Raw genomic sequence first — 8,657 nt, 5'->3', positions numbered from 1 at the left:
TCGGTGACCATCAATCGATCACTCGGGAAGGTACGCCCTCCGCGTTTCGCGAGGCACCCTTCCCGAGGCCGATCCACAGGTACTGAGCATTGCTCGGGTTGGGCTGGGCCCCCTACTCTGGCCCCTTGTCGGGGCAGGGGTCCGGTGCTGTGGCGTCCAGCGGTCCGGGTGGCGCGAACCATTGGTCCCAGCAGAAGGAGAAAGCGCAGTTGACCAGGGTCTGGTGGCGGTGGATGGCGCGGGCGGAGCGGACTTGGAAGTCGGCCCAGCCGAGTTCGTCCTTGATCTGTTTGTAGCTCTGATCGATCCATGGCCGCAGGCCGTAGAGGCGGACGATCTCGGCGAGGTCGGCCGGCGGGTGCGGGTCGGTGGCGGCGTGGGGTGCGTCGGGGTGGGGGAGGTTGGTGGCCAGGTACCAAGTTGTCTTCGGTGGCAGCCGGGCCGGGTCGGTAGTGGCCACGACCAGTCGGCAGGGCGAGTCGGGTCCGTAGCCGCCCAGGCGTGCGTCGGCGGCCCACCAGGTCTCGGTGTGCCCGTCGCGGAAGTGCCGCTGAACGGGTGTCCAGTCGCCGGGACGTCTGGCATCACGCCAGGTCAGGGCGTGGGCGGCTTCGATGGGCGTGTGTGGCTGGTCGGCCAGCGCCCAAGTGCCGGGGTGCGGCTTGAGCGCGACCACGTAGGCCAGACCGGCTTCGCGCAGGGCGAGATACTGAGGTTCCCCCGGCGTGCGGGAGGTGCTGATCAGCTGGTCAGGGCGGGTTGACGGGGTTTCAAGTTCGTTCGTTCGGTCGTTGCCCGTTCGGCGTAGTGCTTCTCCTCAAACTCGACAGGGCTGAGGTAGCCGAGCCGTTTCTGGATGCGTCGGCTGTTGTAGAAGCCGTCGACGTACTCGAAGAGTGCGAGGTTGGCCTCGGCCCGGGTGGTGAAGGTGCGGCCGCGGATGCATTCGGTTTTGATGAGCATCCAGAGGTTCTCCGCGAGGGCGTTGACGCACGAGTCCCCGACGGATCCCATGGAAGCCTGAACTCCCGCTCGCAGCAGTCGAGTTGTCAGTTTCACGGACGTGTATTGACACCCGTGGTCGGCGTGGTGGACGAGCGTGCCGGGCTCGACCTCGCGGGACGCGAGGGCGTACTCGAGCATGGTCAGCACGAGGTCGGCGTCCGCCCGGGCAGAGGTCTCCCACGCCACCACCCGGCGGGAGAACGCATCGCGGATCGCCGAGAGCCACAAGGGTCCCTCGCCGGTTGAGATCATGGTGAGGTCGGTGACCCGCAGCCGGTTCGGCGCCGGTGCGGTGAAGTCGCGCTCAACCAGGTCCGGTGCCAGGGTGGCTTTGGGGTCCCGGCGCGTGAAGCCCTTGCGGCGCGGGCTGATGCCCGCGATGTCGGCCTCGCGCATCAGCCGCTCGACGCGTTTGCGCCCGACGTGGACGCCCTCGCGTCTGAGGACGGCGTGTACGCGCGGTGAGCCGTAGACACCGCCGGAATCGGCGTGGATCTCCTTGATCTGCTCGGTGAGTTCAGCGTCGCGGCGCACCCGTTCGCACGGCTCCCTTTCGGCGCGGCGCCACCGGTAGTACGTGGAGGAAGCGATGCGCAGTTCCCGCAGTACGGGCTCGACCCCCAGGCGGGGATGCTCGTCGAGGAGCGCCGTCACCTGGGCCGGGTCGGGTCGAGCTGGGCCGCGAAAAAAGCCGAGGCCGTCCGCAGCACGTCGTTGGCTCGCTTGAGCTGGGCGTTCTCCTTGCGCAGGGCCATCAGCTCGGCCCGCTCGTCGGTGGTGAGCCGGTCGTCGCGCTCGCCGGCGTCCGCCTCGGCCTGCCGGATCCAGCCCCGCAGGGCCTCCGGATGCACGCCGAGATCGACGGCCAGCTTCTTGATCTGCGGCTTCGGGTCGGAGGTCCGGTACATCCGCACCGCACGCTCACGCAACTCCAGCGAGTACTTCCTGGGAGCAGCCATGGTCGATGTTCCTCTCATGAGAACTATCTGACCCTCTGTCACCATCTTCCGCATCTCGGGGGAACCTCAAGTCCCTGGCCGCGCTGGCCGGATGTCCAGAAGGAACCAGCGCTGCTGAGGTCGAGGCACAGGTGCTGGACTGCGTCTGGCACGGCTTCAGCGCCGGCACCACATGGTTCGAGCACGTGGCCTGGGACGTTGGCCTGGCCGTGCTCTCCCCAGGTCGACGGCGCCTGGCTGTGCTCGCTGCGACCGACACCGACTGAGCCGGCAGTTGTTCGTGTGTCCAGGGAGTCGGGCCAGGTGCCCTGCGCACCGCCTGCCGGAATCAGCGCGTCTGCAGCGGGTCAGCCTGGCCGAGCAGTGTGGCGAGCGGGACGCCGGTGCGAGCGGCGATCCTACGGCGGGTACGCAGTTGGGCTCGGGTACGGGGGCGGAACTTCGGTTCCCTCCCGCATCCGCATGGCTCGAAGCCGCGGATGTCAGGCTGACCGCGCGTCGACGCCACGCACACCCCCACAACGCCCCGCCAGCACCCAGCCCCTCTCCACTGAAACGAGCTGGCAGTCCTGTCCCTTCACAAGAACCCGCTACACATCAGGAATCAGTGCCCGCCCGGCTGAAGTCCCCCCGGCTGGAGCCCTGCGTCGCGAGCGAGGAGGGCGGCCTGGACTCGGTTGTCACAGTCGAGCTTGGTGAGGATGCGGCTGACATACGTCTTCACCGTGGCCTCGCTCATATGCAGCCGCCGCCCCGCGTCGGCGTTGGAGAGCCCCTCTCCGAGCAACGCCAGCACCTCGCGCTCCCGGGTGGTGAGCCCGTCGAGCCGACGACGCGCGGCCTCACCGCGCGTGGTGGCCCCGGTGGCGAAGAGCTCGTCCGCCACATGCCGGGCGGCAGGGGGTGAGAGATACGCGTTGCCCGCCGCTGCGGCCCGGACCGCCTGGATCAGCTCGCCGGGCGCGGAGTCCTTCAGCAGGAACCCCGCCCCGCCGTGGCCGAGCGTGCGAAGTACGTTGTCCCGCTCTCCGAAGGTGGTAAGGATCAGGACCCGTACCTTCGGCGCGGCGCGGCCGAGCTCAACCAGCGCCGCCAGCCCGTCCATCACCGGCATCTGGATGTCCAGCAGCGCCACGTCGACCCCACCGCCCCGGGCCGTTTCCACCGCTTCGCGGCCGTTCCCGGCCTCGGCGACCACGTCGATGTCGTCGGCCGAGGTGAGGATCATTCTGATGCCGGCCCTGATGAGCGGCTCGTCGTCGGCGACGAGGACCCGGATCACACAGCCTCCTGCGCGGTGTCGGTCATGACGTTCTCAAGGAGAACGGACGGGGTGGCCCCGCCATCATGCCCTGTACCGGCCGACCTGCCGCGCGGAGCCCGGCATCACTTCGCCTTGTACGTCTCCTTGGAGACCAACTTCCCGTCCTGGAAGCAGAACCGGAAGACGGTGAGGGCATCGACCCCCTGGTCGTCCTTGGAGGTGAAGTGTCGGCACGTCGCTCCCTCGGGTATCTCGGGCCCCTGGTCGGCCAGGTCCGAGGTGAGCCACGAGTCCTCCTTGGGGAGCCTGGCCTGGATGTCCGCCTCGGCGTCCCCGACCTCCGCCTCCTCGTAGACGCTCGGCGAGATGTCCGCCTTCCTCACCTCGTCTGTCATGACGCCAACCCCCCAGACGCCCAGGCCGATGACGCCCGCGACGAGGACGGCGGCGGTGACGGCGCAGCCGATGGCGACGTTCTTCTTGGCACTCATAGTGGTGGTGAACTCCCTGTGTGGATCAGCTCCGTTGATGGCTGTTCCACCGTCGCCCACCGTCCCCGAAAGCCACTGCCCCCGAACGTCGCGAGCCGGTACGACGGAGGTCGTGCCGTACGGCACCGCGCCCCGCACGCCGTTCCCCGCCCCGTGTCCCCCGAGGTTGTCCGCCCGGCCCTCCGCCCCGCTTCCCGCCTTGCTCTCCTGCCCGTACGGCAGCATCCCCGCGATCCGGAAACCGCCGTCCCCGGTGGGCCCGGTGTGCACCATGCCGCCGACCCGACCGACCCGCTCGCGCAGCCCTTTCAACCCCTGGCCGCCACTGATCTCCGGCGACACCTCGGGTGCTCCGCCCGGCACAGGCCCGTTGGTGACCTCCACGACCAGGCTGTCCGGTTCGTACCGCAGGGCAACGCGTATCGGGGCGCCCGGCGCGTGCTTGTGGGCGTTGGTCAGCCCTTCCTGGACGATGCGGTACGCCTCGTGGTCGGCGGCGGGCGCCAACGGACGCCGGACACCGCTCCGGTCCAGCGACACCGACGTGCCTGCGCCCCGGGACGACTCGACCAGGCCGTCGATGGCGGCGGTGGAACGGGGCGCGTAAGGCACCGAGGCACCGCCGCCCACCGGCTGCGGCTGGGGCCCCTGGTGTTCCCGATACTCCCCGTACTCCCGGTAGGAAATCTCCCCCTGATTCCCCTGATACTGCTGCTCGTTCTGTTGCACCCGATACTCCGCCTTGTCGTGGAGCACCCCCACCGCCGCCCGCAGCTCCGCCATCGCGGCGACGGAGGCACCCCGGAGGATCCGTACGGCCTCCCGCTGGTTCCCGGTCAGCTCCGGGTCGACCTGGAGGGCGCCCGCGTGCACGGAGATCAGGGCGAGTTGGTGGCCGAGGCTGTCGTGCATGTCATGAGCGATGCGGTTGCGCTCCAGCAACCGCGCCTCACGGGCCACCATCGCCTGCTCGCGCTTGAGTTGCTCGTTGTTCTGCCACAACGCGTCGAGCAGCTGCCGTCGTTGGTCCCGGTAGCGGGCGACGAGGGCCGGCACCACGGCCAGGGTAAGGAATGTCACGACGTTCCACCCGAGGGTGACGGGCAGGACAGCCGCGGCCCCTGAGGTGATGTCGTGGTAGAGGCCCGGGACGGTGTGGAGCACACACGCGGCCCCGAACGCGGCGGCCACCCGCCAAGGTTCCGTGATCCGCCGCCCCGCCGACCATGCGGCGCAGACCAGCAGCACGGAGGCCATGACGTTCCACCCCCCGGCCAGCGGGGCGGAGAGGATCAGGGCGGTCACGGGCAGCGCGTGGCGCGCGGGCGCCAGCAGGGCCATCGCCGCGGCGAGGAGGACGGTCCTTGCCCCGAGTGTGTCCGTCCACGCGCTGATGCCCGTGGCGAGCCCGGCGAGGGTGAGTGCGAGCATCGCCTCCCCGGCGATTCGGGCGGGGCTCCAGAGCACACCTCCGGTCAACCGTCGCCCGAGGTCCCGAACGGCGAGCCAGGCGGAACCTACCCGTCGATCTCCCACATCCGTACCCGCCCTCACATCCACATTCCCTTCCCTGTCCGCATACACCGGACCGAGGGTAGGTCCCCCAGAAGAACGCGTGCGTCGGCCGGGCGTCGTGCAAGCGTGCGACGAAAGTTGACACCTTTCGTCGCCCGGGATCACGACTTCCGGAGACTGTGCCGGGCCGGTCGTGCGGCCGACGATGGGCGGACCGAAACGGGGACACTGGGACAACGGGAGATGCCAGATGCACAGCACGGGCACGCAGTCGTGTACAGGAGCAGGTGAGGAGAAGGACAAGGCCGCCGTCAGCCTCATCAAGGCCACCCCTGCCCAAGCCCCGGCCCCCACCCACGCGGAAGCACCGGACATCCAGTCCCACGACACCTTCGTCATCAAGAAGACACTGAGCCTCACGGCCGGCGAGTACGTGGTGAGCGTGGCACGGCCGGACGGCTCCGAGGGGGAGCCCGTCGCATACGCACGCGAGAAGCGGCTGTCGCTCAGGGGGCAGGTGACCGTCTACACGGACGCGTCCAGGAAGTCCGTTCTCGCAGCCTTCAAAGGCCGCGACCACGAGGTGGGCTACATGTACGACGTGCGGGACGCGTCGGGCCAGTCCTTCGGATCGTTCCACGAGGACGCGGGAGCGTCTTTCCTCCGTAGGACATGGCAGGTGCGGCAGCCGGGGACGACGAAGCTGACCTGCCGCGAGCGCAGCCGGGTGGTGGCCTTCGTCCGGTTCGTCTGGGAGTTCGTGCCGTATCTCGAATACGTGCCGTTCATCTGGCCGTACCGCTTCGAGTACACCGAGAGCGGCAAGCCGCTGATGACCGTCACCAAGAAGCTGGGGCTGCACACCCGGTACGTACTTGAGATCCTCACCCCCGACATCGACCGCCGCCTCGCCATCGCCCACACGCTGGCCCTGGACGCCCTCGAAGCGGACTGACACACACATCACGTCCGTTACGGCGATACGTGCCAGGCACGCCATGTATCGCCGTAACGCGTCGCATTGCCGACAGACCGCCGAGTCACATGCTGGCCGGATGATCGAGTTCTCGGCCCCACCAGTGACGGCGAGACCGCCTACGCAAGGCAGCTACTGCACCATCCGGGTCCCGACATGCCGGCCCTGTGGGACAAGGGCTCCGACGGTAGCGGGACCACCGGCAGGCGATCGACGGGATTCTGCACCAGGTGCGGACCGGCGTTCAGTGGCGCGATCTGCCCGAACGATTCGGACCGTGGAAGACCGTCTACGAACGCCACCGCCTGTGGTCGGCCGACGGCACATGGGAACGTCTGCTCCAGCAGGTCCAGGCCGCGGCCGACGCCGCAGGCGAGATCGACTGGGACATCTCGGTCGACTCCACCATCATCCGCGCCCATCAGCATGCGGCTGGCGCCCGCACCGACCCGCCTCCGGCCCCGAGATCAAAGAGGGCCGGAGGGATGAAACACCAGGCCGAGACGCCGTGGCAAGAGCTCGTTGCCCGCCTGGTGGAGGTGGTGCGGGAGGTGAGGGCCTGGGCCGCTCGCGCGGTGGGTTCACCAGCAAGCGCCACCTGAGCGCGGACGGCCGCTGCCGCCCACTATCCCTGATCGTTACTCCAGGTCAGCGAGCGGACTGCACCCAGTTCAAGCCGGTCCTGGAGAAGATCCGCGTCCCTCGGCGAGGACGAAAGCGCGGAGCTGGAGGGTGGTGAGGTCCTTCTTCACCACGCTCATCGCCTCGTCGAACTCGACCCGGCTCGTGAAGTGGACGCTGATGTGCTGGTCGGGGTCCTCCAGCTTCGTGGTGTCGTCACCCACGAAGCTCTCGGCGCGCTCGGCCAGTTCCAGGAGGTGCTGTCCCGCGATGTTCCGGGCCATCACCCACAGGTACGGGTTGATGCTGAGGCCCTCTTCCAGCGGGCCTGACAGCAACCGCCGGTATAAGGCGAGCGCCACCTTCGAGCAGATGTCGTCCGCGTGATCGCGCCCGGCCCGGGCACAGGCGTACTTCCACAGGGTCTTGCGCATCTTCACGTAGGCGTCCCACTGCGCCTGCGCCTGGGGGCACAGGCCCTTGGGGACTGGTGAATGCGGAACCCTCCTCCCGGTCTTCCGCGAGGAACCCGGCGACCACCGGGGGCGGTGCCCAGTCGGCCGGTCCACTCGCGGATCGTCTCGTGCAGCCGAATCAGGTCGTCTGCCGGAACGTCTCTAGAGCGTGGCCCAGTCCCGCTCGAAGGCGGGCATCCAGTGCACGGCACGGTCGTACCGGCTGATGCGCTCGCACAGCTGCGCGGCGGCCGCTGGGGCTGGCGGCGGTGCGGGCTGAGGGCGGCCACCAGCGCGGGCTGGCCGCGCGTCTGGCCCGCGAGCACGGCGGAGTGCCGCGCAGCTGGCAGCGAGCCGTCAACAAGGCCCAGCACGATCCAGCGCACCCACCACAGCCCCACCACGGCCTTGCGCACCCCGACCACGGCCGGCCACAAGGGCACTGCGCATCGGATGCGCCGGGCTGCGCAGCCCGCGTCACGGTGCAGCGAACACCTGCTGTCCCAAGGACAACAACGCCTGCGCAACAACCCGCCCACACGGACCCGTGCGCAGCACCATGACTGACAGGTACGCACCCCGGACCAGAAACCCACCACGGGCCTGCGCACCCCCACCACAGCCCCCACCACATGCCTGCGCACCCCAACCACGGCCCCGACCGCCGCTGACAAGAGCATTGCGCACCGCGCACCAGATCCGCAATTGCTGCGCATACCAACCAGGTCCCCAACTAGAGCACTTGGGCGCCCGACCACACTTCGCACCCGCATGAAAGATCACGGTCAGGGCGGCATCAAGGGTTGGGCGATACTCGTCGGGTGACTTGGTTTGAGCAGGCACAGTCAGCCGAGCATTCTGGTGATTGGGACGCTGCCATCGCCCTGGTGAGCGCCCACGCTGAGTGCTACTCCACCGACTACATCGCTCACGACAACCATCTGTGGCACATGGACCTGTTGGTCCGCGCCGGACGACTCGCAGAGCTGACGGAACTGGCCAGCCTGGACGTCCACGCTCGCCGTCGGCTCAACCGAGCACTTCGCGACCGTGGGATGGAAGCCGTGCTCCGCGAGCGCGCCGAGAATGGCGACCGCGACGCTCTCTACTGTCTCGTCCGGTTGCTTTGCGGGACTGGCCGAACCAAACGAGCTCGCGAAACAGTTGAGGGGATCGCCCCACAGGATCAGCATGCCCAGAAGATCATCACTGACGTTGAGGCGTCATCGAGCCCGAGGCAATGAGCGACTCTGTCGGGGATCTTGAGGTTCCCGGGACGGCGTCGCCGACGGTTCAGGACACTCGGATGGTTCGTGTAGTCGGGGCCTGTTGAGGTGATCAGTGTCCGTTCGTCTCCGGTCCGGTGCGATG

At 68.6% G+C, this 8,657-nt stretch carries 8 protein-coding genes and 2 pseudogenes; 3 read left to right on the top strand and 7 right to left on the bottom strand.

What is annotated here, in order from left to right; all coding sequences use genetic code 11:
- Positions 1-115 precede the first annotated feature (115 nt).
- From ABT296_RS38055 to ABT296_RS38045, 3 genes and pseudogenes are all read right to left on the bottom strand, one after another.
- Positions 116-709 (bottom strand): annotated as a pseudogene (locus ABT296_RS38055) (IS701 family transposase); the annotation flags it as partial.
- Between the two features lie 32 nt (positions 710-741).
- Positions 742-1,659 carry an IS3 family transposase gene (locus ABT296_RS38050; RefSeq protein ID WP_351934649.1) on the bottom strand — a complete coding sequence of 306 codons (918 nt, stop codon included), beginning with the start codon at positions 1,657-1,659 and terminating at the stop codon, positions 742-744.
- Positions 1,656-1,964 carry a transposase gene (locus ABT296_RS38045; RefSeq protein WP_328561347.1) on the bottom strand — a complete coding sequence of 103 codons (309 nt, stop codon included), beginning with the start codon at positions 1,962-1,964 and terminating at the stop codon, positions 1,656-1,658. The genes ABT296_RS38050 and ABT296_RS38045 overlap by 4 nt, the downstream gene beginning before the upstream one ends.
- A gap of 35 nt (positions 1,965-1,999) precedes the next feature.
- On the opposite strand from ABT296_RS38045, the gene ABT296_RS38040 reads away from it, so the two are divergent.
- Positions 2,000-2,230 carry a DUF6183 family protein gene (locus ABT296_RS38040; RefSeq protein ID WP_351934653.1) on the top strand — a complete coding sequence of 77 codons (231 nt, stop codon included), beginning with the start codon at positions 2,000-2,002 and terminating at the stop codon, positions 2,228-2,230.
- 338 nt (positions 2,231-2,568) lie between these two features.
- Here ABT296_RS38040 and ABT296_RS38035 read toward each other — a convergent pair whose 3' ends face one another.
- Positions 2,569-3,246, bottom strand: a complete 678-nt coding sequence (locus tag ABT296_RS38035) for a response regulator transcription factor (protein ID WP_351934647.1) — start codon at positions 3,244-3,246, stop codon at positions 2,569-2,571.
- Positions 3,247-3,350: 104 nt separating this feature from the next.
- The gene (locus ABT296_RS38030; protein ID WP_351934645.1) at positions 3,351-5,150 is read right to left on the bottom strand and encodes a sensor histidine kinase; all 1,800 of its coding nucleotides are present in this window, start codon (positions 5,148-5,150) and stop codon (positions 3,351-3,353) included.
- A 334-nt stretch (positions 5,151-5,484) separates the two neighbouring features.
- Between ABT296_RS38030 and ABT296_RS38025 the strand changes: the two genes are divergently transcribed.
- Together ABT296_RS38025 and ABT296_RS38020 are read left to right on the top strand one after the other, a co-directional pair.
- Positions 5,485-6,189, top strand: coding sequence for an LURP-one-related family protein (locus ABT296_RS38025; RefSeq protein ID WP_351934643.1), 705 nt, complete (start codon positions 5,485-5,487; stop codon positions 6,187-6,189).
- Between the two features lie 230 nt (positions 6,190-6,419).
- A pseudogene (locus tag ABT296_RS38020) lies at positions 6,420-6,931 on the top strand (IS5 family transposase); the annotation flags it as partial.
- On the opposite strand, the gene ABT296_RS38015 reads toward ABT296_RS38020, so the two are convergent.
- Together ABT296_RS38015 and ABT296_RS38010 are read right to left on the bottom strand one after the other, a co-directional pair.
- Positions 6,882-7,271 carry a sigma-70 RNA polymerase sigma factor region 4 domain-containing protein gene (locus tag ABT296_RS38015; protein WP_351934641.1) on the bottom strand — a complete coding sequence of 130 codons (390 nt, stop codon included), beginning with the start codon at positions 7,269-7,271 and terminating at the stop codon, positions 6,882-6,884. The pseudogene ABT296_RS38020 and the gene ABT296_RS38015 sit on opposite strands and share 50 nt — an antisense overlap.
- 860 nt (positions 7,272-8,131) lie before the next feature.
- Positions 8,132-8,479, bottom strand: coding sequence for a hypothetical protein (locus tag ABT296_RS38010; protein WP_351934639.1), 348 nt, complete (start codon positions 8,477-8,479; stop codon positions 8,132-8,134).
- Positions 8,480-8,657: the final 178 nt, after the last annotated feature.

The sequence above is a fragment of the Streptomyces sp. NPDC000983 genome, from assembly GCF_040299205.1.
Taxonomy (GTDB): domain Bacteria; phylum Actinomycetota; class Actinomycetes; order Streptomycetales; family Streptomycetaceae; genus Streptomyces.
This window is presented reverse-complemented; position numbering and strand designations above follow the sequence as displayed.